This window comes from Zunongwangia atlantica 22II14-10F7, assembly GCF_002094855.1.
GTDB lineage: Bacteria > Bacteroidota > Bacteroidia > Flavobacteriales > Flavobacteriaceae > Zunongwangia > Zunongwangia atlantica.
Genome location: NZ_ARYN01000016.1, coordinates 1 through 22163, shown reverse-complemented (window position 1 = coordinate 22163; position 22163 = coordinate 1). Strand labels below are relative to the sequence as shown.

Genomic DNA, 22163 nt, shown 5'->3' with positions numbered 1-22163 from the left:
TATGAAAAAAGTGCTGATTATTACCTATTACTGGCCGCCGGCTGGTGGTCCCGGTGTTCAGCGCTGGTTGAAATTCGTTAAATATCTTAGGGATTTTGGAATCGAGCCTGTGGTTTATATTCCTGATGATCCTAACTATCCGCTGGTAGATGAATCTTTTTTAAATGAAGTCCCAGAGGATATCGAGATCATTAAGCGATCAATTTTTGAACCTTATAAATTAGCTTCTTTTTTATCCAAAAAGGATACAAAAACCATAAGTTCTGGAATTATCAAGCAGAAGGATAAGCAAAGTTTTATGCAAAAGCTTATGCTTTATATTCGGGGGAATTTTTTTATTCCGGATGCCAGAAAGTTTTGGATAAAACCATCGGTAAAATTTCTAAAATCATACCTTAAATCTGCCAATATCGATACTGTGATCACAACAGGGCCGCCGCATAGTTTGCATCTTATTGGTTTAGGACTAAAAAGAGAACTTCAATTGCAGTGGATAGCCGATTTTAGGGATCCATGGACTCAGATTGGTTATCAAAAAGAGCTGAAACTCACTAAAAATTCAGCTAAAAAACATCAAAGATTAGAAAAGGAAGTTTTGAACTCGGCCGATAAGATCATTACCACAAGTTTTACCACGAAAAAAGAATTTGCTTCAAAAACATCGAAACCTATTGAAGTTATCACTAATGGTTTTGATTCGGATTTTAATGAACCTTCTGTAATATCTAAATTAGATGAAAACTTCAGTATTTCTCATATCGGTTCGTTGCTTTCAGGTAGAAATCCTAACTCACTTTGGAAGGTTATAGCTGAAATTTCCGCAGAAAATAAAGATTTCAGAAATGTGCTTAAATTGAAATTATACGGAGCGGTTAGTGATGAAGTGGTGCAAAGTATAAAAGAAGCCGGTTTGGACAAGAATTTGCTTTTAGGAGGTTATATAGGTCATTCTGAAGCTTTAATTATTCAAAAATCATCTCAATTATTATTGTTAATTGAAATAAATTCCGAAGAAACCAAAGGCATAATCGCCGGGAAACTATTCGAATATTTAGCCGCAAAACGTCCAATATTAGCTATTGGACCATCAGAGTGGGATGTAGCGAAAATTATAGAAGAAACAAATTCTGGAGAAAGTTTTCAGTATCAGGAAGAATTGGCGCTAAAAGAATATATTTTGAGTTCTTATCAAAAATATCGGGAAAACAAACTAATTTCGGATAGCAAAAATATCGAGGATTATCACCGCAAAAACCTCACAAAAAAGCTAGCGGAATTGATCAAAAATTAGTTTATGGGCGTGATTATTAACCAGTCGGTCAAAAATATGATGACCACTTATGCAGGGTTTGGGCTTGGTGCATTGAATACGCTTTTTTTGTATACCTATTTTCTAGATCAGCAGTATTATGGATTGGTAAGCTTTCTGCTTTCTGCCGCAAATTTGATGTGGCCATTTATGGCCTTTGGCGTTCATAGCACTATCGTAAAGTTTTTTTCCAGCTACAAAACGAGAGAAGAAAAGGATAAATTACTGAATCTTGCGTTGATTCTTCCCTTGGCGATTTCACTTATTCTTGGTGTAATTGGTCATTTTACGTATGAATTTTTACTGGATTATTTTTCTGACGGAAATGAACTGGTAAAACCTTATGTGTGGTTAATCTATCTGTTGGCGATTGCAACGGCGTATTTCGAAATCTTTTTTGCCTGGGCAAAGATCTATTACAAAAGCGTTTTTGGAAATTTTATGAAAGAAGTAGTGCATCGATTGGGTACTACAATTTTGCTATTTCTAGTTTATTTTGAAGTGCTGGAAGCCGATAATTTTATGTATGGGGTAGGAGTGGTGTTCCTTTTTCGATTATTGGTGATGGGCGCATACGCTTTTAAATTACACAGACCTTCTTTTAAATTTAGCTTTCCTTCTAATTTAAGCAGAGTTTTAAAATATACCGCTCTAATTCTAATCGCAGCATCGGTCGCTACCGCTTTGCTAGATTTAGATAAGGTGATGATCGAATCTTATTTGCCTATCGAGAATGTGGCGATCTATGGAATAGGAATTTATATTGCTACTGTAATTTCGGTGCCGCAAAAAGCGATGCATCAAATCACTAATCCCATAACTGCCGAATATTTAAATACCCGAAATTTCGAAAAACTTGAAGACTTATATAAAAAAAGCTCGATCAATTTATCGATTGTTAGTGCGCTTATTTTTGTCCTGATCATTACCAACGTGCATACGCTGTACAAACTAATTCCTGAAGAATATTCGTTAAGTATTTTAATTGTTCTTTTAATTTCTCTGGTAAAGCTTTACGACAATGTTTTAGCGATAAATAATAGTATTCTTTTTAATTCAGATTATTATAGATTGGTGTTGGCTATTGGAGTTTTACTAGTGATTTTGGCCTTTTTACTGAACTTATTTTTTATTCCAAGATTTGGAATAGAAGGCGCAGCGATGGCTACTTTTATCGCTTTTTTTATCTACAACACTTCAAAACTTATCTTGGTTCAGAAGAAATTTAAAATGAATCCTTTTGCGAAACAAAGCTTTCTGTTATTTGGTTTAAGTCTTTTGTTTACACTTGTATTTTATTTTTGGGAGTTCCCGTTTCATCCGATTTTAAGTATTGCTTTAAAGGGCGGAATTACTTCAATCTTATATATTTCTGCTATTTACTATTTAAATTTTTCCGAAGAAATAAATGCAATGCTAAAGTCGATTTTAGCTAAATTCAGATAAGATTTTTTCAGTATAAATTGAAGAATTTTAAAAAAGAAAACCCCCGGGCTTTCGCCGCTGGGGGTTTTCCAACTAACCAACCAAAAAATTAAATTATGAACTCTAATCTCTACTTCTCACATTTCGTGCCGAATTTTGTGATCTTGTAGATTTCTTAGCGTTATTGTTTGATCTAGAGCTTCTTGCAGCACTATTTTGACTTCTGCTTGGAGCAGTTCTTTTTACCTGCTTACTTTGTGTAGGACGCTGAGTTTTTACTGTTCTCTGCGTTCTGGCATTATTCTGTGCTCTAGAAGTTTGAACCGCTGCCTTTCTTTGATTTGCAGAAGTTGTATTTCTATTGCTAGATGAAACTCTGCTTTTTGCTCTTTGTGTTCTATTATTGTTTGTAGTGGCCCTGGTATTTCTACTTCGCTCCACCGCTTTTCTATTCGATATTACCGCGTTATTAGAAGAACGGCTATTTCTGGTATTTATAACGCCATCTCTAGAATTAGAACTTCTTGCGTTTCTAGCCCCAATAACTACATTATCTCTTTTACGCCCACTAGTAGCTCTATTTACGCTTCTTCTACTATTAGAATTTGTAGTGCTTCTGCCTCTGGTAGCGACATTGCTACGTCTTGCACTAGTGTTATTTGATCTAATATCTCTTTTTTGTGCAACTCTTTGTCCGCGATTATAACTTTTCACCCTTTGGCCAGGTCTATAAAAATTTTTATATGCCTTTTGATTATGATGTGTGTTATAATAGGTAACATGATTTACATAAGTAACACGTGTTGGTTGATAATAGGCTCTGTAAGGTCTATTAAAAACAATGCTGAAATTAGCTCTTGGTCTTCTATAATATCTGTGCCATGGGCGATAAACATAACTTCTATTATAAGAGTTGATATATCCTCTATATCCTGCAATTCTGTGGTAAGGATCATAATTTACAAATAAGTTACCTATGTTTACCACGTAGCCATATCTATCGTAGTTAATTATGATATTACCTGCCTGGGTAATTCTACCATAATAATCATAATAAATTGGAACATCTTCTACCTGAATAACAGCACCATAGTCATCGTACTGAATATAAGGATCATAGTTATAACCAGAGTTAAAACTTATGTTTACGTGTGGTACAGATATATTTACAACACTAGATCTTCTAAATGCGGGGTTATAATAAAAGTCGAATTCCCCATTAGGATAAACTGAAAATTCAACGCCACCTTCGATGAAGATGAAAGAATCATTATAGCCATATCTGCTGGTTGTTTCGTCTGCTTTGGCAACATTGACCAAGCTTAGAAACAAAATCGAAAATATTAGGGAAAATTTTTTCATGGCTTTATTTTTAAATTAATACTGAAGTAGTAGCTATCTACACCTTTACAGAAACAAAGCGTATGCCAAAAAAGAAAAAGGAGCCTTTTAGAGGCTCCTGTAAGTAATTTTCTAAGATTTGCTAAAACGAGTTAATAAATTGAAATTAAATGATTTAAAATAAATAGTTTTTATTTCAATTTTGGTTTTAAATAAATCGCGGTATAAGAATCTTTGTTTTTAGCCACTTGCTCTGGTGTTCCCTGAGTAACCAGGTATCCACCATTTTCACCACCTTCAGCACCCAAATCGATCACATAATCTGCACATTTCACTAAATCCATGTTATGTTCGATTACAATTACGCTATGGCCTTTGTCGATTAATGCATTAAATGATTTTAATAATTTCTGAATATCATGAAAATGAAGTCCGGTGGTAGGTTCATCAAAAATGAATAAGGCCTTATCTTTAGTGTTTCCTTTCACTAAAAATGAAGCAAGTTTTATACGCTGCGCTTCACCACCGGAGAGCGTTGAAGAGCTTTGTCCTAACTGCACATAGCCTAAACCTACATCCTGTAAAGGTTGTAGCTTATTTGCAATTTTATCTTCGCTATGTTCGTCAAAGAATATAATCGCATCGTCGATCGTCATATTCAGAATGTCATCGATATTATTTTCTTTAAACTTAACTTCCAGAATCTCTTTCTTGAATCGTTTACCATCACAAGCTTCACATTGCAAATGGACATCTGCCATAAACTGCATCTCAATGGTTACTTCGCCTTCACCTTTACAAACTTCGCAACGACCGCCATCTACATTAAAAGAAAAATGTTTTGGCTTATATCCTCTAATTTTGGATAATTTCTGAGAAGAAAATAAATTTCTGATATCGTCATAAGCTTTGATGTAGGTTACAGGATTAGATCTGGAAGAACGACCAATAGGATTTTGATCTACAAATTCAACCGAACCTAGATTTTTAAAATCTCCTTTTATATCGCTAAATTGGCCCACTTTCTCGCCATAACCACCCAGTTGTTTTTGTACGGCGGGATAAAGTAATTTTTTAACTAATGTACTTTTACCACTACCTGAAACTCCTGTGATCGCTGTAAATATTCCCAGCGGAAACATCACATCGATATTCTTAAGGTTATTTTCTCTGGCCCCAAGAATGTTTATTTCCTTTGTCCATTTTCGCCGTTTGCTAGGAACTTCGATACGTTTTCTATCATTTAGATATTGCGAGGTAAGCGAATCTGATTTTAAAATCTCTTTTAAAGTTCCTGTCGCTACCACATGGCCGCCGTTAGTACCTGCTTCTGGACCAATATCGATGATTTCATCTGCCTCTTTCATGATCTCCTCATCATGTTCTACCACGATAACCGTATTACCCAGATCACGAAGATTTTTAAGCACGCCGATTAAACGTTCACCATCTCTTGGATGCAAACCAATAGAAGGTTCATCTAAAATATACATCGATCCCACAAGACTACTTCCCAAAGATGTGGCAAGGTTTATACGTTGCGATTCCCCACCAGAAAGTGTATTCGATTTTCTATTAAGCGTTAGATAATCTAAACCAACTTCAGATAAAAATTTAAGTCGGTTATTAATTTCAGTAAGTAATCGTTTAGCGATCTGTGCGTCGTGTTCGTTTAACTCAAGATCTGCAAAGAAAGCTCTTACTTTATCCAAAGGTTTAACAACAAGCTCGGTAATACTTGTGCCGTTTATTTTAACGTATTCTGCTTCTTTACGAAGCCTTTTTCCCTGGCAGGCCGAACATTTTGTTTTACCACGATAACGAGAAAGCATTACTCGATTCTGAATTTTATAAGCTTTACTTTCCAGAAATTCGAAAAACTGATTTAAGCCTTCGAAATATTTGTTACCATTCCAAACTAAATCCTTTTGGTCCTGAGTTAATTCGAAATAGGGTTTATGAATAGGAAAATCGAATTTATGCGAATTATTTACCAGTTGATCGCGATACCAGCTCATGCTCTCGCCACGCCATGGATAAATTGCGTTGTCGTAAATTGAAAGTCCGGTGTTAGGAATCACCAAATCTTCATCTATACCAATAACATCACCGTATCCTTCACATTTTGGGCATGCACCATAAGGATTATTGAAACTGAATAAATGCACATTGGGTTCCAGGAAACTCATCCCATCCAATTCAAATTTATTACTGAAGTGATGTAATTTGTTATCTGCAAGTGTTTCTATGTAAAGTTCTCCTTTTCCTTCAAAAAATGCAGCTTCAATAGCATCGGCTAAGCGATTAAAGAAATCTTCATCATCTTTTGTGATCACACGATCTACAACCAAAGATGTGTTTTCTGGCTTCGCTTTGGTTAGATCTGCTTCATCGATACGTAAAACTTCATCGTCAACTTTAATTCGGCTATATCCCTGCTGGGCAAGAATCTTAATTTTTTCATCGAGATCTCGACCTTCTTCAACATAAATAGGAGCGAGGAGAAGCAATTTGGTACGATCTGGAAATTCCTTTACAAAATTTACAACATCGGTAACCGAATCTTTTTTTACTTCTCTGCCTGAAACAGGAGAAAAGGTTTTACCAATTCTTGCATATAGTAATTTTAGGTAATCATAAATTTCGGTAGAAGTTCCTACTGTTGATCTTGGGTTTGTAGAATTAACCTTTTGCTCGATTGCAATGGCTGGAGCAATTCCTTTAATATAATCTACTTTGGGTTTATTTAATCTGCCCAAAAACTGGCGAGCATAAGAAGAAAGACTTTCTACGTATCTACGCTGTCCTTCAGCATAAAGTGTATCAAAAGCCAAACTTGATTTACCAGACCCAGAAAGTCCTGTAATTACTACCAGTTTGTTACGAGGTATTACAACATTTATATCTTTAAGATTGTGCAATTTTGCACCTTTAATGATAATGTTTTCCTTTGGGTTTATCTTTTCTAAATCGATGTTCATGTTCACTTTCTAGCAATAAGTATGCAAAGGTACTCAATCTAAAGCAGTGCAAAAAGCCATTAAAATCCTATAGTATTGTTAAAATTTTAAGCTTTTATTTGTATTTCTCAGATTTAGTTTACTATATTTGGAACCGAACTCAAAAATAGAATTGCCTATAGTATACTGTTACTTTTATATCTAAATAACCTAATCTAAGACAGGGCCTTGCCCTTTAAAAGTAACTGTATGGAAAAAACTAAGGTAACAGATGCCGTTTTGGTTAAAGATTACATTAACGGAAACGAGCTTGCTCTCTCAGAACTTATTCGCCGTCATCAACACAGAATTTACAGTTTCATTTATTCCAAGGTATTTGACAAAGATATTGCTGAAGACATCTTTCAGGACACATTCATCAAAGTCATCAATACATTAAAACGAGGAAAGTATAACGAAGAAGGTAAATTTTTACCGTGGGTAATGCGAATAGCCCATAATCTTGTAATCGATCATTTCAGAAAAAATAAAAGAATGCCCAAATTCGATAATAGTGGAGATTTTAATATTTTTTCAGTGTTAAGTGATTCTGGTTTAAATGCTGAAAAGCAAATTATAAAAGACCAGATCGAAAGTGATTTGCGTGAGGTAATTAGAGAACTTCCTGAAGATCAATTAGAAGTTTTAACAATGCGAATCTATAAAGAGATGAGTTTTAAAGAAATTTCAGATAGAACAGGAGTTAGTATAAATACGGCTTTAGGCCGCATGAGATATGCGCTTATCAATTTAAGAAAGATCATCGAAAAGCATAATTTAGTTTTAACAAATTAAGTTTATACTATTCCCTTTAATCCTGCGTTATTAAGATATAAATCATAATAGTGTAATTAATGGGGAACCTTTACTTTGAAAAAACTTCGAAAGAAGAAAAACTTAAAAACTTGAATCCTAAAGAAGAAACAATAAAGTTTCTATTAGATTATTCAAAAGCCTTAAAGGTCTTACCTGGTGAAAAGGAAGACTTTGAGATGCTTCTAAATTAAAAACTTAAGCCTGCTGAAAAGCAGGCTTTTTTATTGCCATTATTCATTTTAGACAGAATTATAAAAATTTTAAAATTTGTTTTTCTGTAGCTCTCTTCTAATAAGTTTAAATTAGAAAAAAATGAATTATGGAAAATGTAAAACTTGCTATAATCTATTATAGCTCAACCGGCACCAACTATCAATTATCTAAAGCAGCTGAAGAAGCAGCGAAAGATCTCGGAGTTAAGGAGATCAAATTTTTAAGGGTAGAAGAGACCGTTCCAGAAGATATTATTAAAACCAATGAAGATTGGTTAAAGCATTATAATGCTACGAAAGAAATTCCCGTTGCTTCAGCCGATGATTTAGATTGGGCAGATGCAATTATCTTTTCTGCACCAACACGTTATGGTAATTTACCATCACAATTTAATAGTTTAATGGATACCACCGGGCCACTTTGGCAAGAAGGGAAGTTAGTAGACAAGGTGGTAAGTGCAATGACCAGCGCGGCAAATCCACACGCCGGACAAGAAGGAACATTACACTCTATTTATAAAGCGATGATGCACTGGGGAGCAATTGTTGCAAATCCTGCATTTACAGATCCTATTATTTTTGAAACAGGAGGAAATCCATATGGCTTTAGTGTTGTAGCAGGAAAAGAATTAGACGAAAAAGACAAAAAAGCCATTAAAGCACAGGTAAAGCGAACATTAAGTGTTGCTGAAAAAATAAAGGCTTAAAATAACCAATATTGATAAACTAAAAAGCTCCGATAATTCGGAGCTTTTTAGTTTTTTAGAAATTGAAACTGAATCGAAAAATTACTTTTTCTTTTTAGCCAATTTTGCTTCGTATTCTTTGATAACCGATTTTCGACCAATTGTTTTTGTAATAATATCCTTTTCAAGATTCCATCCTCTGGCTGGTGAATATTGCCTGCCATACCAAATGATTTGTAAATGAAGATCATTCCAAAGATCCTTTGGGAATAATCTTTTAGCATCTTTTTCAGTCTGATCAACGTTTTTTCCGTTAGAGAGATTCCAACGATACATTAATCGGTGAATATGAGTATCAACCGGGAATGCAGGAACATTAAACGCCTGTGCCATCACTACACTTGCCGTTTTATGGCCAACAGCCGGCAGACTTTCTAAAGCTTCAAAATCTGCAGGGACTTGCCCATTATATTTTTCGAGGAGAATTTCAGAAAGTCCGTGTATTCCTTTAGATTTCATTGGTGATAATCCGCAAGGTTTTATTATTTCTCTAATTTCTTCAACACTTAGTTTTACCATTTTTTGTGACGTATCGGCAACTTCAAATAGAAGTGGAGTAATTTGATTCACCTTAACATCGGTACTTTGGGCAGAAAGTAAAACAGCAATTAATAATGTGTATGGATCTTTATGATCTAACGGAATAGGAATTTCAGGATAAATATTTTGTAAAGTATCAATTACAAATTGCACTTTTTGCTGTTTGTCCATAAAGCTTTAATTTTAGGCAAAAATAAGAATTATGACGACATTAAAAGCAGGAGATAAAGCGCCAGATTTTACGGTAGAAGATCAGGATGGCAACGAAGTAAAACTTTCAGATTTTAAAGGAAAGAAACTGGTTTTATTTTTCTATCCAAAAGCAAGCACGCCTGGATGCACGGCAGAAGCTTGTAATCTTAGAGATAACTGGGAGGTTTTTAAGGAAAAAGGTTACGCAATTTTGGGAGTAAGCGCAGATTCTAAGCGTAGACAAACCAATTTTAAGGCAAAGAATGAACTTCCTTTTCCGCTTTTAGCCGATGAAGAAAAAGAAGTGATAAACGCTTATGGTGTTTGGGGACCTAAAAAGTTTATGGGAAAAGAATATGATGGGATTCACCGTACAACTTTTGTAATCGATGAAGATGGTAAAATAGAGGAGGTGATCGGTAAAGTAAAAACCAAAGATCACGCTGCCCAGATTCTATAAATTCTGAATAAGTTTTTTTCTTCGGAATTAATTCTGAAGAACTTGAAAATAATGCCTGCTGAAATTATATAATTTTGGCGGGCTTTTTTGTTGGCAGCGCTAAAGGGAATAAACCCCGAGGTTCTTTAATTTTCAGAATAAAAATCAACTTCCTGGATAGTAGCGATACTGTCGCAGTTTTCAACTTTAAATTGAATTGGTTTTGTTGTGGTTTCTCCTGAAATCAGGTAAACATTACAGGAATCCCTATCGGTAATACTTTCACCAAAGTGAACTTCACCATTTTCTAAAATTGAAGAGATATTGCTGGTATCGATCTTATTTTCAGTAAAAAACTTCATCGCATTAGCATCAAAATGGCGCTCTTTAACTCGAATACTTTTTAAAGTTCGGGCGTTCGGAAAATAGGAACAACTCGTTTTTTTACCACTTAAAAAGAAAATGAGAATAATAATTCCCATAAAAAGTCCCACTGAAAAATATCCAAGACGCTGAAAAATATTCATAGAAAATAGCTAAAATCGAGTCTGGAGATCAGAAAATCAAGAGGTTAATATCTCGATAAGTAAGATCAAACCAGTCTGCAATAGATTTGTTGGTTAAAACTCCGTGGTAAAAATACAAACCATTTCGCAATCCGCGATCAAAACGAAGCGTGTTTTCTAATCCGCCTTCTTCGCCAATATGTAATAAATATGGAGTGAAAATATTACTTAAGGATAACGAACTCGATCTCGCGTAACGTGAAGGAATATTTGGAACACAATAATGAATTACATCATGTTTGGTAAATATCGGATTTTCATGGCTCGTAATTTCGCTGGTTTCAATACAGCCACCAACATCAATACTTACATCGATAGCAACCGCACCTCGTTTCATTGAGGCGACCATTTCTTCGGTCACTAAAACCGGTGAACGGTTATTCCCACGCACCGCACCAATCAGCACATCACAACGTTTAAGGGCTTTTGTAAGGTTTTTAGGCTGAATTGTACTGGTGTAAAAAGTTCGTCCTAATGAAGATTGAAGGTTTCTTAGCTTAGTGATTGAGCTATCAAACACTTTGATATTTGCGCCAAGACCAATAGCCGATCTTGCAGCAAATTGGCCAACTGTACCAGCACCAAGAATAACAACTTCTACCGGTGGAACGCCACTAATATTCCCAAATAATAGTCCGTTTCCATCACCATTATTACTCATAATTTCAGAAGCAATAAGCACAGAAGCGGTTCCGGTAATTTCGCTTAAAGCCCTAACTATGGGGTAACTGCCATCATCGTCTTTTATAAATTCGAATCCTAATGCAGTAATTCTTTTAGAAGCCAGTTTTTGAAAATAAGCTTTACTCTGCGTTTTAATTTGAAGCGCAGAGATTAATATAGTTTGTGGGTTCATCATCTCCAATTCAGAGATGGATGGCGGCTCAACCTTTAAAATTGTAGGACAGGAAAATACCTTTTGAGTATTTTTGGTGACTTCAGCACCAGCATCTGAATAATCTTTATCGCTGAAATTCGCATAATTCCCGGCACCAGATTCAATCATTACCCGGTGACCATGTGCAGTTATGGCTCCAACTGCATCTGGACTTAAGCAAATTCGCTTTTCCTGGTATGAGGTTTCTTTAGGAATACCTATAAAAAGTTCTCCTTTATTTTTAAAAATTTCAAGTTTTTCTTCCTGCGGAATAAGCTCTTCTTTAGTAAAAGGAGAAACCTGTTTGGTCATAACTATCTTTTCAGCTGATTAGAAAAGGTAAATTACAATTATTTTTGAAAAGGCAAGAAAGGATTTTCTAAAGTTTAGCGTAATAATCTTCCTCGGTTGTATTGGACTCTTTTAGGTCTTCCATTTCTTCTAACTCTTTATCTGAAATATTAGAAAAAACCGAAATATTTGTTTCTTCGATCTCACTTAAATCGATACCATAAATCTTATCGAATATTTTGATTCGAATTAGATATACAAATGAAATAATAATGATAAAAAAAGGTGCTAAGTAAATGAGCTGGTCAGTATCAATAACATCAATATTCATATATATATCCTGATAAACTGCTGTTACCAATTGATATCCATACATGATTGTAGGTACTAAAATTGCGTGGTACCACCAATGTTTACAGGTGAAAAACCAGATAAGTAATAGTAATAGAGGGGTGATTTTTCCAAAATAGGTCCATGCAGCCGTAGCGACATCTTCATAATATTTACTCTCGTATGTAAATAACGAATTTTCCCAAACAGGACCGCTTGGGAAAATTTCGTATAAATAAAATATGTATGGTGAAAAAGCTACAATAATAGCTATTATACTACCCGTTAATAGGTATTTTGATCTTTGATTTTTCGACAGCTTGCTTTTTAATTGGGTCTTGTCCATTGTCATCAGATGTTGAAGTTACGAAAAAAGATGCTCCAAAAATAGCTGCTCCGAATAATAATGCTTTTAATTTCATAATAGTAGGTTTTGTTTTGTTCTTATTAATATTTTTAAATCGTATTTCGTTTTGTTTTCTGATACAAACGTACTACGAGATAACCTGCTATTAGTAAAGACATTAATTGTACTTTTGCGCTCCCTTGGGAGAATGCACTTATTTCCGTAATTTTTTCAATAAAGTGTACTATTTTAACTGTTATGTTTAAAATTTAAAAGTTTTAAGCTGTAAAATGCTTTTTTTTGTTAGTAAAATTACGATATTTCTAACTTAAAATCTTGATTTTTTTAGACTAAAAACGTTAGTTTTCACATTTCTTTAACTTAACTTTAACATTCTTGTTTCCGAATCTTTCTTCTCTAATTCCAATTTTTGATGATCCAAAGGAATTAGATTATGGATTTTTTGAGGCCATTCTATAAATTTCCATCCATCTTGGTCTATATAATCTTCAAATCCTATGTCGTAAGCTTCAGTTTCATCTTCAATTCTATAAAAATCAAAGTGAAATATATTTTCATTTTCAGATCTGTATTCATTTACAAGCGAAAAAGTTGGGCTTGCTACTCGATCTTCAATATTTAATTTTTTTACAAGATTCTTAATTAGGGTAGTTTTGCCTGCACCCATCTCTCCGTAGAAAAGAATAGTTTTACTTTTGGCATTCTTTAAAATGAATTCAATAGCTTCATCGATATTCGATAAACGGTATTCAAACTCCATGATTAACAAAAAATTTAATGTACAAATATACCAAAAAAAAACCTGATATGACTATCAGGTTTAGTTTCAAAGGCTTGTAGGAATTATCGTGAAAGAAAATTCTTGCGGAATTTTCCCTATTTAGGAGAAAGTACGCTAAACGGAATTATCATCTCTTCCAAAGACACACCACCATGCTGATAAGTGTTACGATAATAACTTACGTAGTGGTTGTAATTATTAGGATATGCAAAGAAAAGGTCGCTTTTGGCGAATATAAACGAACTACTCATATTAATAGTTGGAAGATGTAAAGATTTGGGTTTCGTAGCCGCTAGTACATCTTTCTTATCATAGGTTAAACTTTTACCAGTTTTGTACCTTAGGTTTAAGCTGGTGTTTTTATCACCAATAACTTTACTAGGATTTTTTACATTGATCGTTCCGTGATCTGTAGTGATAATAAGTTTGAAGCCCAATTGTTGTGCCTGCTGAATAATTTCTAATAATGGAGAGTTTTTAAACCAACTTTCAGTAAGGGAACGATAAGATTTATCATTTGATGCCAGTTCTTTAATAACTTCCATTTCAGTTTTAGAATGCGAAAGCATATCTACAAAGTTGTAAACTACCACAGTAAGATCGTTATTCTTCTGAGTTTTGAAGTTTTCAACAAGTTTTTTTCCGGCTTTTAGGTTACTAATTTTATGATATTCGTGCTTAATATCTTTACCTAACCTTTTTAATTGTTCGGCTAAAAATTCAGCTTCATAATTATTTTTTCCACCCTCATCAGTGTCATTTTTCCAGTATTGAGGATATAGTTTTTCCATTTCACTCGGCATAAGTCCAGAAAAGATGGCGTTACGGGCATATTGCGTAGCGGTTGGTAAAATACTACAATAAGGATATTCTTTTTCCTTCTTATAATAATTAGAAACAATAGGCTCGAAAGCTTTCCACTGGTCGTAACGTAAATTATCTACTACCACTAATAATGTAGGCTGATCTTTGCTAATTTCAGGAATAATTTTTCTCTTGAACAAAGTATGCGACATGGTAGGAGCATCTTCGCCATCTTCAAACCATGCAGGGTAATTTTTATCAATAAACTTACAAAACTGAGTATTTGCTTCCTGTTTTTGAGTTTCCAGGATCTCAAACATACTGCTGTCTTCAATATTTTCTAGCTGCAGTTCCCAATAGATAAGACGCTGATACATTTCTACCCAATCTTCGTAGGTATTCACGTTCATCAAATCCATCGCGATTTTTCTAAATTCCTGCTGATAGTTAGATGTAGTCTTTTCAGAAATAAGCCTGGAGTGATCTAAGTTCTTTTTTATTGAAAGCAGGATTTGGTTTGGATTTACCGGTTTTATAAGATAATCGGCAATTTTAGAGCCTATGGCTTCTTCCATAATATATTCCTCTTCACTTTTAGTGATCATTACTATAGGAATATTAGCCTGCTTTTCTTTAATTTCAGATAGAGTCTCTAAACCTGTTAAGCCGGGCATATTTTCATCTAAAAACACAATATCAAATCGTTCTTCGTCTATCTTTTCGATAGCTTCAGTTCCGCTTTGGCAGGTAGAAACCTCGTAGTTTTTAGATTCAAGAAATATAATATGTGGTTTTAAAAGGTCGATTTCATCATCTACCCATAATATTTTGATCTTATTCATGTTCGGTTAAAAATTTATATTTTTAATAAAAATTGATTCTTTTGACGATAAAAATTTTCAAAAGGCAATCAATGTTTACATTTGTTGTATCATTAATTTAATAAAGCTTGGCTTCACAAAACAAACTCAATATTTTAAACGATCCAATTTACGGATTTATTACCATACCTAGTCAGCGTATCTTTAACATAATAGAGCACCCGTACTTTCAAAGATTACGAAGAATTTCACAAATGGGATTGTCGTATCTGGTTTATCCTGGGGCTCATCATACAAGATTTCATCACGCTGTTGGTTGCGTTCATTTAATGCAGAAAGCAGTGCGAGTGCTTCGTTACAAGGGAGTTGAGATAAGTGAAGATGAAGAAGAAGCTTTACAGATCGCTATTTTATTGCACGATATTGGGCATGGGCCTTTTTCTCATGCGATGGAACATAGCATTGTAGAAGGTGTAGATCACGAGTCGATTTCACTTCTTTTTATGAAAGAATTGAATGCTGTTTTTAACCAAAGTTTAACGCTGGCTATCGAGATCTTTACCGGGAAATACCCAAGAAAGTTCATGCATCAGCTAATTACCAGTCAGCTCGACATGGATAGGTTAGATTATCTAAAGCGTGATAGTTTTTATACAGGAACTACAGAGGGGAATGTAAATAGCGACCGCTTAATTACCATGTTAAACGTGGTGGATAACGAGTTGGTTATTGAAGAAAAAGCTATTTATTCTGTAGAAAAATTTCTTGTAGCTAGAAGGTTAATGTATTGGCAGGTGTATTTGCATAAAACCAGTATGGTGGCCGAGCAGCTTTTAATAAGGGTTTTAAAAAGAGCAAAAGAATTAATTGCTGCAGGAACCAAACTTAGGGCAAGTACGGCATTAAGCTATTTTTTAAATAATAAGGTAACCGAAGAAAGTTTTAATGCTGAAACCCTAAAGGTATTTTCCTGCCTGGATGATTACGATATTGTTTTGGCTATGAAAGAATGGGCAAATCATGAAGATTATGTTTTAAGCAGTTTATGTAAAATGGTGATTAATCGTGATCTTTTAAAGGTAAAGATCAAGAAAAAGAAACCTGCAAAAGCTAAAATAGAAAAGCATTTAGATCAGCTAAAACAAAAACATAAGCTTAGTGATAAAGAGGCATCCTATTTTGTTTTTACAGGAGAGATTTCAAACTTAGCGTATACAAGAGAAAAAAATAATATCAATATTCTTCACAAAAACGGAAAGATAAATGATGTTATAAAGGTTTCAGACCAATTAAATTTAAAAGCATTGTCTAAAACAGTGACTAAATATTATATCTGTTACCCCAAGTCTAAACATTAGCGCATTTTTTTTACTTTTGCCAGAATGAAATTTAAAGCATCACAAATAGCCGAAATTCTCGAGGGAACCATAGAAGGAAATCCCGATGCAGAGGTTTCAGAATTGGCTAAGATCGAAGAAGGAAAAGAAGGATCACTTACATTTTTAAGTAATCCTAAATATACATCATATATCTATAGCACCCAGGCATCAATCACTATCGTTAATGATAGTTTTGAGGCAGATCAACCTGTAAGTACTACACTAATTAAAGTAAAAGATGCCTACAAAGCCTTTTCTACTTTATTAGAATATTACAATCAGGTAAAACTTCGCAAAAGCGGAATAGAGCAACCAAGCTATATCTCAGATTCTGCAAAATATGAAGAAGATATTTATCTAGGAGCATTTACTTATTTGGGAGAAAATGTTAAGATTGGTAAAAATGTAAAGATTTACCCTTATGCCTATGTTGGTGATAATACTGTAATAGGTGATAATTCAACACTTTTTGCGGGAGTAAAAGTATATTCAGAAACTGTGATAGGGGAGAATGTAACTTTGCATGGCGGTGCGATTATTGGGGCAGATGGTTTTGGGTTTAGTCCCAACGAAAAAGGAGAATATTCTAAAGTACCACAAATAGGAAATGTTATTATAGAAGATAATGTAGATGTTGGTGCTGGTACCACAATCGATAGAGCTACTTTAGGTTCTACGATTATTAGAAAAGGTGTAAAATTAGATAATCATATCCAGATAGCTCACAATGTAGAAATAGGTGAAAATACTGTTATTGCAGCGCAAACTGGTGTTGCAGGTTCTACAAAAATTGGCAAAAACTGTATTATTGGTGGCCAGGTTGGAATTGTAGGGCATATCACTATTGGTGATCGTGTAAAGATACAGGCACAAAGTGGTATTGGCCGAAATGTAAAAGACGATGAAGTTTTACAAGGCTCACCAGCGATAGGATATTCAGATTATAACAAATCTTTTATTCATTTTAAAAACTTACCAAAAACTGTTGATTTATTGCATCAGTTGGATAAAAAAGTAAATAAGAATGGCTGAAAAAGTATTGAAGCAGCAAACTATTCAGAATGAAGTTTCCTTAGAGGGAGTAGGGCTTCATACCGGGAAACAAGTAAAACTTACCTTTAAACCAGCGCCCGAAAATACTGGTTATGTTTTTAAACGTGTAGATCTTGAAGGAGAGCCAATTATCGAGGCTGATGTAAGTTATGTTACCGATACTAAAAGAGGGACAAACCTTGAGAAAAACGGAGTTAAAATTCAAACTTCAGAGCATGTTCTTGCAGCTTGTGTAGGTTTAGAAATCGATAATGTCATTATTGAATTAAATGCTTCAGAACCTCCAATTATGGATGGGTCTTCAAAGTATTTCGTTCAGGCCTTAGAAGAAGCAGGAATTAAAGAACAGGAAGCTGAAAAGGAAGAATATGTAATTAACGAAGTGATTTGTTACCGCGATGAAGAATCTGGTAGCGAGATCGTCGTAATGCCTGCAGATACCTATAAAGTGACCACAATGGTCGATTTTGGAACAAAAGTTTTAGGAACACAAAACGCTTCTATAGAACACGTTTCAGAATTTAAAGACAATATTGCAAATTCCCGAACCTTTAGTTTTCTTCACGAAATTGAAGCACTTTTAGAACACGGACTTATAAAAGGTGGTGATCTAAACAATGCAATTGTTTATGTAGATAAAGAAATTGGTGAAGAGACTTTAAAAAAGTTAAGAGTAGCTTTTAACAGGGAAGAAATTTCTGTAAAACCAAACGGAATTTTAGATAATCTTACCTTGCATTATCCTAATGAGGCGGCAAGACATAAATTGTTAGATGTTTTAGGAGATCTTGCCTTGGTAGGAACAAGAATTCGTGGTAAAGTAATCGCTACAAAACCAGGACACTACGTTAATACTCAGTTTGCAAAAAAACTGTCTAAATTTATAAAGGAAGAGAAGCGTAATAAAGTTCCTAAAATAGACCTTAGTGCCAAACCAATCATGGATGTTAACGATATTATGGATACGCTTCCGCATCGTTCTCCGTTCTTATTAGTAGATAAGATTTATGAGCTTACAGATTCTACTGTGGTAGGTGTAAAGAATGTAACAATGAATGAGCCATTCTTTGTAGGACACTTTCCAGGAAAACCAGTGATGCCAGGAGTATTGCAGGTTGAGGCAATGGCCCAAACCGGCGGGATCTTAGCCTTAAAATCTGTACCAGATCCAGAAAATTATCTTACGTTTTTTATGAAAATCGATAATGTAAGGTTTAAGCAACAGGTAGTACCAGGAGATACTTTAATTTTTAAATTAGAACTTTTGGCGCCAATACGAAGAGGAATTTGCCAAATGCAGGCCTATGCTTATGCAAACGGAAAATTGGCGACAGAAGCGGTGCTTATGGCACAAATTGTAAAATCAAAATAAAGAAGAATGAATCAACCTTTAGCATATGTGCATCCAGGAGCGAAAATCGCAAAAAATGTAGTGATCGAGCCGTTTGCAACGATTCATAATAATGTGGTGATTGGTGAGGGAACCTGGATAGGTTCAAACGTTACCATTATGGAAGGTGCACGTATTGGTAAAAATTGTAGTATTTTTCCCGGTGCGGTAATTTCTGCTATTCCGCAGGATAAAAAATTTGATGATGAGGATACAGTAACCATTATTGGTGATAACACAACCATTAGAGAGTGTGTAACCATTAATAGAGGAACTACAGATCGTATGAAAACAGTTATTGGTCAAAATTGCTGGATTATGGCGTATTGCCATATCGCCCACGATTGCATTGTAGGGGATAACTGTATTTTTTCAAATAACAGTACGCTTGCAGGACATATTAATGTTGGTGATCATGTAGTTTTAGCAGGGATGGCAGCCATACAACAGTTTTGTAGTATTGGTAAGCATGCTTTTGTGACCGGAGGATCTTTGGTTAGAAAAGATGTACCGCCATTTGTAAAAGCTGGGCGTGAGCCATTATCTTATGTAGGTATTAATTCTATTGGTCTAAGACGTAGAGGTTTTACTACTGAAAAGATCAGGGAGATTCAGGATATCTACAGAATTTTATATCAGAAAAATTTAAATAACTCTCAGGCCGTTGCGATTATTGAAGCAGAAATGCAGGCAACAGCAGAGCGTGACGAAATATTAGAATTTATTAAAAACTCTCAGCGAGGTATCATGAAGGGATACTTCAGTTCAAACTAAATAATTAAAAATGGCAAATACAAGTGATATTAGAAACGGACTTTGTATAAGATACAACCACGATATTTTTAAGATTATTGAATTTCTTCATGTAAAACCAGGAAAAGGTCCTGCTTTTGTTAGAACAAAACTTAAAAGTGTTACTACAGGTAAAGTAATCGATAATACCTTTTCAGCAGGGCATAAAATCGAAGATGTTCGTGTAGAAACTCATAAATACCAGTTTTTGTATCAGGATGGTGAGTTTTATCACTTTATGCATGTAGAAGATTACACCCAAATTCGTCTTTTAGAGAGTGCATTAGATATGCCACAATTATTAAAAGAAGGAGAGGTACTTACCGTAATTATTAATACTGAAGATAATATGCCACTTTCTACAGAGATGCCTGCAAGTGTGGTATTAGAAGTAACACATACAGAGCCTGGTGTAAAGGGAAATACTGCTACTAATGCTACAAAGCCTGCAACAGTAGAAACAGGAGCTGAGGTAAATGTGCCACTTTTTATTAACGAGGGGGATAAAATTCGAATAGAGACCGAAAAAGGTACCTATAAAGAACGAATTAAAGAATAAGATTTATATTGAATAATTGAAAAAGGAAAGGTAAATTTATCTTTCCTTTTTTTATTGGCACCGCCAAAGGGTATAATACCCCAAGGCTTGCCTTGAAATTAAAAATTTGTTTCCAACGAATACCTCCAAGGCTTGTCCCGGGGTAGTTTACATAGATATTTTTAAAATGAAATTTCCACAAACTCATACATTAGAACAAATTGCGACAATTATTTCCTGCGATTTTGTAGGAGATAAAAATTTTCCGGTTGAAGGGATTAATGAAATTCATGTAGTTACACCGGGAGATGTTGTATTTGTAGACCATCCAAAATATTATGATAAAGCATTAAAATCTGCAGCAACAATTATTTTAATTAATAAAGAAGTTGAATGTCCTGAAGGTAAAGCACTTTTAATTTCAGACGATCCTTTTAGAGATTTTAATAAGCTTGCAAAATATTTTAAGCCATTTCTAAAAGCCGAAAAATCAATTTCAGATTCCGCAGTAATAGGAAAAGGAAGTCATGTTCAACCTACTGCTTTTATTGGAAATCATGTAAGTATTGGTGAAAACTGTATAATTGGTGCAAATGTAACCATTAATGATTATACTGTGATTGGAGATGATGTAATTATCCAGTCGGGAACCGTAATTGGTGGCGATGCATTTTACTACAAAAACAGGCCAGAAGGTTTTGATCGTTTACTTTCCAGCGGGCGCGTGGTGATAGAAAATAACGTTGAAATTGGTTGTAATTGTACTATCGATCGTGGTGTTAGCGGGGATACAACAATAAAAGAAGGCGCTAAATTAGATAACCTTATCCAAATTGGGCACGATACGGTAATTGGCAAAAAATGTCTTATCGCTTCTCAGGTTGGTATTGCCGGTTGTGTGGTTATTGAAGATGAAGTTACCATTTGGGGACAGGTTGGTATTGTTAGTGATCTAGTAGTCAAAAAAGGAACGGTGCTAATGGCACAAACGGGTGTTACGAAGACTTTAAACCAGAATGTTTATTGGGGAACACCTGCAAGAGAGGTGCGCTCTTTTCTAAAAGAGCAAGCTTACATTAAGCAGTTACCAGAATTTATACAGTCTTTTAAAAAGAAATAATAAGCCATAATTTCATTCAAGTCTAAACCGTCATAAAATTATGGCGGTTTTTTGTTAAATATGAGTTCTATGTTTGTAGAATTAAAATATAATTCTACATTTGTAGAGGTAATTCTAATATTGTAGAGAAATGAAACTTTCAAACGCCGAAGAAGAATTGATGCAAATTTTATGGAAGCAGAAAAAAGCTTTTATGAAAGATCTAATTGATGCTTATCCAGAGCCAAAACCGGCAAGTACCACCGTAGCAACCTTATTAAAAAGAATGCGCGATAAAAACTTTGTAGATTTTGTGCAATATGGGCGTTCCAGAGAATATTTTCCTTTGGTGAAAAAGACAGATTATTTTTCGAAACAAATGAACGGACTAATAAAAAATTTCTTTAATAATTCGGCTGCGCAGTTTGCTTCTTTCTTTACTGAAGAAACAGATCTATCTGAAGATGAGTTAAAAGAACTCAGAAAAATTATAGACGAAAGAATCAAAAATCAGTAATAGCCTATGCTTTTTTATATTCTAAAATTTACCGGTTGTCTTTTGGTTCTATATTCGTTTTATAGATTATTCTTAGAAAACGAAAAAAATCACGGGTTTAAGCGATTTTACTTATTGTTTGCGCTGTTAGCCTCTGTGATTATTCCGCTAATTACCATAACTTATAAGATAGAAGCGCAGGCCATCCAGCAAACTGGTATTTTATTGCCAGAGACTATCACTAATGTCGAAGAAGTTAAAACAACTTCCTGGAAAGATCATCTTCCGGAAATCTTATGGACTATTTATAGTATTGGTTTTGTAGTTTTTTTGATAAGATTTTTAAAAAACCTTCAGCATTTAAAAAAACTTATTCAGCAATACGAAAAAGTAAAAGAACCACTAAGCACAAAGATTTTACTGCCATTTCAACAAATTCCGTATTCATATTTCAGGTATATTTTTGTAGAAAAAGAAGCTTTTAAATCGCAAAGCATTCCGCAGGAAATATTAAAACACGAAGAAGCACACGTACGTCAAAAACATACGCTGGATTTATT

General features: G+C 34.4%; 21 protein-coding genes and 1 pseudogene. 14 read left to right on the top strand and 8 right to left on the bottom strand.

Going from position 1 to position 22163, the window contains the following annotated elements; translation table 11 throughout:
* Nucleotide 1 precedes the first annotated feature (1 nt).
* Both IIF7_RS16190 and IIF7_RS16185 read left to right on the top strand, forming a co-directional pair.
* A complete protein-coding gene (locus IIF7_RS16190; RefSeq protein ID WP_084842747.1) occupies nucleotides 2–1291 on the top strand; it encodes a glycosyltransferase family 4 protein in 1290 nt (429 codons plus the stop codon).
* A 3-nt stretch (nucleotides 1292–1294) separates the two neighbouring features.
* Nucleotides 1295–2755, top strand: coding sequence for an oligosaccharide flippase family protein (locus tag IIF7_RS16185; RefSeq protein ID WP_084842746.1), 1461 nt, complete (start codon nucleotides 1295–1297; stop codon nucleotides 2753–2755).
* Nucleotides 2756–2857: 102 nt separating this feature from the next.
* On the opposite strand, the gene IIF7_RS16180 is transcribed toward IIF7_RS16185, so the two are convergent.
* Together IIF7_RS16180 and uvrA are read right to left on the bottom strand one after the other, a co-directional pair.
* On the bottom strand, nucleotides 2858–4096 hold the full coding sequence (locus IIF7_RS16180; RefSeq protein ID WP_084842745.1) for a hypothetical protein: 1239 nt from the start codon (nucleotides 4094–4096) through the stop codon (nucleotides 2858–2860).
* Between the two features lie 170 nt (nucleotides 4097–4266).
* Nucleotides 4267–7056: an excinuclease ABC subunit UvrA gene (gene uvrA, locus IIF7_RS16175; protein WP_084842744.1), complete on the bottom strand. Its 2790-nt coding sequence runs from the start codon at nucleotides 7054–7056 to the stop codon at nucleotides 4267–4269.
* 228 nt (nucleotides 7057–7284) lie between these two features.
* On the opposite strand from uvrA, the gene IIF7_RS16170 reads away from it, so the two are divergent.
* From IIF7_RS16170 to wrbA, 3 genes are all read left to right on the top strand, one after another.
* A complete protein-coding gene (locus IIF7_RS16170; protein WP_084842743.1) occupies nucleotides 7285–7869 on the top strand; it encodes an RNA polymerase sigma factor in 585 nt (194 codons plus the stop codon).
* A gap of 59 nt (nucleotides 7870–7928) precedes the next feature.
* Nucleotides 7929–8081: a hypothetical protein gene (locus IIF7_RS20875; protein WP_176218979.1), complete on the top strand. Its 153-nt coding sequence runs from the start codon at nucleotides 7929–7931 to the stop codon at nucleotides 8079–8081.
* A gap of 128 nt (nucleotides 8082–8209) precedes the next feature.
* Nucleotides 8210–8809 carry an NAD(P)H:quinone oxidoreductase type IV gene (gene wrbA / locus IIF7_RS16165; protein WP_084842742.1) on the top strand — a complete coding sequence of 200 codons (600 nt, stop codon included), beginning with the start codon at nucleotides 8210–8212 and terminating at the stop codon, nucleotides 8807–8809.
* Between the two features lie 81 nt (nucleotides 8810–8890).
* Here the strand turns inward: wrbA and IIF7_RS16160 are convergent, their stop codons facing one another.
* Nucleotides 8891–9559: an endonuclease III domain-containing protein gene (locus IIF7_RS16160; RefSeq protein ID WP_084842741.1), complete on the bottom strand. Its 669-nt coding sequence runs from the start codon at nucleotides 9557–9559 to the stop codon at nucleotides 8891–8893.
* Between the two features lie 31 nt (nucleotides 9560–9590).
* On the opposite strand from IIF7_RS16160, the gene bcp reads away from it, so the two are divergent.
* Nucleotides 9591–10040 (top strand): thioredoxin-dependent thiol peroxidase, encoded by a 450-nt coding sequence (bcp, locus tag IIF7_RS16155; protein ID WP_084842740.1) that lies wholly within the window; start codon nucleotides 9591–9593, stop codon nucleotides 10038–10040.
* 125 nt (nucleotides 10041–10165) lie between these two features.
* On the opposite strand, the gene IIF7_RS16150 is transcribed toward bcp, so the two are convergent.
* The 5 genes from IIF7_RS16150 to porX all read right to left on the bottom strand — a co-directional run bounded on the left by IIF7_RS16150 (nucleotide 10166) and on the right by porX (nucleotide 14877).
* The gene (locus tag IIF7_RS16150) at nucleotides 10166–10546 is read right to left on the bottom strand and encodes a DUF4258 domain-containing protein (protein ID WP_084842739.1); all 381 of its coding nucleotides are present in this window, start codon (nucleotides 10544–10546) and stop codon (nucleotides 10166–10168) included.
* Between the two features lie 28 nt (nucleotides 10547–10574).
* Nucleotides 10575–11774 carry an alanine dehydrogenase gene (locus tag IIF7_RS16145; RefSeq protein ID WP_084842738.1) on the bottom strand — a complete coding sequence of 400 codons (1200 nt, stop codon included), beginning with the start codon at nucleotides 11772–11774 and terminating at the stop codon, nucleotides 10575–10577.
* Nucleotides 11775–11841: 67 nt separating this feature from the next.
* Nucleotides 11842–12429, bottom strand: coding sequence for a hypothetical protein (locus tag IIF7_RS16140; RefSeq protein WP_084842737.1), 588 nt, complete (start codon nucleotides 12427–12429; stop codon nucleotides 11842–11844).
* A gap of 376 nt (nucleotides 12430–12805) precedes the next feature.
* Nucleotides 12806–13210, bottom strand: coding sequence for a tRNA (adenosine(37)-N6)-threonylcarbamoyltransferase complex ATPase subunit type 1 TsaE (gene tsaE, locus IIF7_RS16135; RefSeq protein WP_084842736.1), 405 nt, complete (start codon nucleotides 13208–13210; stop codon nucleotides 12806–12808).
* Nucleotides 13211–13326: 116 nt separating this feature from the next.
* The gene (gene porX, locus IIF7_RS16130; protein WP_084842735.1) at nucleotides 13327–14877 is read right to left on the bottom strand and encodes a T9SS response regulator signal transducer PorX; all 1551 of its coding nucleotides are present in this window, start codon (nucleotides 14875–14877) and stop codon (nucleotides 13327–13329) included.
* A gap of 107 nt (nucleotides 14878–14984) precedes the next feature.
* Here porX and IIF7_RS16125 point away from each other — a divergent pair, with 107 nt between their 5' ends.
* The 8 genes and pseudogenes from IIF7_RS16125 to IIF7_RS16085 form a co-directional block, all read left to right on the top strand.
* Complete coding sequence (locus IIF7_RS16125; RefSeq protein WP_084842734.1) at nucleotides 14985–16214, top strand: HD domain-containing protein; 1230 nt, start codon at nucleotides 14985–14987, stop codon at nucleotides 16212–16214.
* Between the two features lie 24 nt (nucleotides 16215–16238).
* Nucleotides 16239–17267: a UDP-3-O-(3-hydroxymyristoyl)glucosamine N-acyltransferase gene (lpxD, locus tag IIF7_RS16120; protein WP_084842733.1), complete on the top strand. Its 1029-nt coding sequence runs from the start codon at nucleotides 16239–16241 to the stop codon at nucleotides 17265–17267.
* On the top strand, nucleotides 17260–18660 hold the full coding sequence (locus tag IIF7_RS16115) for a bifunctional UDP-3-O-[3-hydroxymyristoyl] N-acetylglucosamine deacetylase/3-hydroxyacyl-ACP dehydratase (RefSeq protein ID WP_084842732.1): 1401 nt from the start codon (nucleotides 17260–17262) through the stop codon (nucleotides 18658–18660). The genes lpxD and IIF7_RS16115 overlap by 8 nt, the downstream gene beginning before the upstream one ends.
* A 6-nt stretch (nucleotides 18661–18666) precedes the next feature.
* A complete protein-coding gene (lpxA, locus tag IIF7_RS16110) occupies nucleotides 18667–19452 on the top strand; it encodes an acyl-ACP--UDP-N-acetylglucosamine O-acyltransferase (RefSeq protein WP_084842731.1) in 786 nt (261 codons plus the stop codon).
* 10 nt (nucleotides 19453–19462) lie between these two features.
* Nucleotides 19463–20029 carry an elongation factor P gene (gene efp / locus IIF7_RS16105; protein ID WP_013071792.1) on the top strand — a complete coding sequence of 189 codons (567 nt, stop codon included), beginning with the start codon at nucleotides 19463–19465 and terminating at the stop codon, nucleotides 20027–20029.
* Between the two features lie 166 nt (nucleotides 20030–20195).
* Complete coding sequence (locus IIF7_RS16095) at nucleotides 20196–21128, top strand: UDP-3-O-(3-hydroxymyristoyl)glucosamine N-acyltransferase (RefSeq protein WP_084842729.1); 933 nt, start codon at nucleotides 20196–20198, stop codon at nucleotides 21126–21128.
* Nucleotides 21129–21258: 130 nt separating this feature from the next.
* A complete protein-coding gene (locus tag IIF7_RS16090; protein WP_084842728.1) occupies nucleotides 21259–21624 on the top strand; it encodes a BlaI/MecI/CopY family transcriptional regulator in 366 nt (121 codons plus the stop codon).
* Nucleotides 21625–21630: 6 nt separating this feature from the next.
* Nucleotides 21631–22163: pseudogene (locus IIF7_RS16085) on the top strand (M56 family metallopeptidase); the annotation flags it as partial.

What these genes read in the sequence shown, in the direction of transcription:
- IIF7_RS16160 (WP_084842741.1), bottom strand. Translation starts at nt 9,559, where the DNA reads ATGGACAAACAGCAAAAAGTGCAATTTGTAATTGATACTTTACAAAAT.
- IIF7_RS16115 (WP_084842732.1), top strand. Translation starts at nt 17,260, where the DNA reads ATGGCTGAAAAAGTATTGAAGCAGCAAACTATTCAGAATGAAGTTTCC.
- efp (WP_013071792.1), top strand. Translation starts at nt 19,463, where the DNA reads ATGGCAAATACAAGTGATATTAGAAACGGACTTTGTATAAGATACAAC.
- bcp (WP_084842740.1), top strand. Translation starts at nt 9,591, where the DNA reads ATGACGACATTAAAAGCAGGAGATAAAGCGCCAGATTTTACGGTAGAA.
- porX (WP_084842735.1), bottom strand. Translation starts at nt 14,877, where the DNA reads ATGAATAAGATCAAAATATTATGGGTAGATGATGAAATCGACCTTTTA.
- IIF7_RS16180 (WP_084842745.1), bottom strand. Translation starts at nt 4,096, where the DNA reads ATGAAAAAATTTTCCCTAATATTTTCGATTTTGTTTCTAAGCTTGGTC.
- IIF7_RS20875 (WP_176218979.1), top strand. Translation starts at nt 7,929, where the DNA reads ATGGGGAACCTTTACTTTGAAAAAACTTCGAAAGAAGAAAAACTTAAA.
- IIF7_RS16185 (WP_084842746.1), top strand. Translation starts at nt 1,295, where the DNA reads ATGGGCGTGATTATTAACCAGTCGGTCAAAAATATGATGACCACTTAT.
- IIF7_RS16140 (WP_084842737.1), bottom strand. Translation starts at nt 12,429, where the DNA reads ATGGACAAGACCCAATTAAAAAGCAAGCTGTCGAAAAATCAAAGATCA.
- IIF7_RS16090 (WP_084842728.1), top strand. Translation starts at nt 21,259, where the DNA reads ATGAAACTTTCAAACGCCGAAGAAGAATTGATGCAAATTTTATGGAAG.
- uvrA (WP_084842744.1), bottom strand. Translation starts at nt 7,056, where the DNA reads ATGAACATCGATTTAGAAAAGATAAACCCAAAGGAAAACATTATCATT.
- IIF7_RS16150 (WP_084842739.1), bottom strand. Translation starts at nt 10,546, where the DNA reads ATGAATATTTTTCAGCGTCTTGGATATTTTTCAGTGGGACTTTTTATG.
- tsaE (WP_084842736.1), bottom strand. Translation starts at nt 13,210, where the DNA reads ATGGAGTTTGAATACCGTTTATCGAATATCGATGAAGCTATTGAATTC.
- wrbA (WP_084842742.1), top strand. Translation starts at nt 8,210, where the DNA reads ATGGAAAATGTAAAACTTGCTATAATCTATTATAGCTCAACCGGCACC.
- IIF7_RS16095 (WP_084842729.1), top strand. Translation starts at nt 20,196, where the DNA reads ATGAAATTTCCACAAACTCATACATTAGAACAAATTGCGACAATTATT.
- IIF7_RS16145 (WP_084842738.1), bottom strand. Translation starts at nt 11,774, where the DNA reads ATGACCAAACAGGTTTCTCCTTTTACTAAAGAAGAGCTTATTCCGCAG.
- lpxA (WP_084842731.1), top strand. Translation starts at nt 18,667, where the DNA reads ATGAATCAACCTTTAGCATATGTGCATCCAGGAGCGAAAATCGCAAAA.
- IIF7_RS16170 (WP_084842743.1), top strand. Translation starts at nt 7,285, where the DNA reads ATGGAAAAAACTAAGGTAACAGATGCCGTTTTGGTTAAAGATTACATT.
- lpxD (WP_084842733.1), top strand. Translation starts at nt 16,239, where the DNA reads ATGAAATTTAAAGCATCACAAATAGCCGAAATTCTCGAGGGAACCATA.
- IIF7_RS16190 (WP_084842747.1), top strand. Translation starts at nt 2, where the DNA reads ATGAAAAAAGTGCTGATTATTACCTATTACTGGCCGCCGGCTGGTGGT.